Annotated in this window: 1 protein-coding gene; it reads left to right on the plus strand. The window is 75.8% G+C overall.

Annotated features, from left to right (window positions below; all coding sequences use genetic code 11):
* Window positions 1–79: 79 nt before the first annotated feature.
* Window positions 80–467: hypothetical protein (locus D8M29_RS13325; protein ID WP_070709555.1), on the plus strand; the 388-nt coding region annotated here is incomplete at its 3' end.

Consider the following 467-nt stretch of genomic DNA (forward strand, 5'->3'; position numbering starts at 1 on the left):
CGCGCCCCGAAGGCCTCAGCCCCGAGCGCCTGTGCGGGCCGTGTCGCCCCAGCCGCCCCCAGCCGTCAGGAGTCCCGCCGTGAGCGCACCGTCCCCCCGCCCGTCCGCCGATCGCGCCGGATCCGGCCGCCCGGCACGCGGCGGTCTGCGCACCACGGTCAAGGGCCCGCTCGTCTTCTCCGCCGTGCTCGGCCTGATCGGCGGGGTGATCGCCGGCATCACGGCCTCCGGCGGCACCCAGAATCCACTGCGCGTCGACATCGCGCTGATCGCCTTCGGCGTCTTCTTCATGACCTCGCTCGTGGTGGTGGCCATGCTGCAGCTCGCCGCGCGCGAGAACCCGGACCACCTCTCCCAGGGCTCCGGCGTGAACCGCTCCTCCGAGGAGATGTTCCGCAAGGCCGCCGCCGAGCGCCGCGCCCAGGCCGCCGCCGAGCGCCGCGAGCAGGGCGGCACCGGAGGCGACG

Source organism: Micrococcus sp. HSID17227, from assembly GCF_003989405.1.
Lineage (GTDB): Bacteria > Actinomycetota > Actinomycetes > Actinomycetales > Micrococcaceae > Micrococcus > Micrococcus luteus.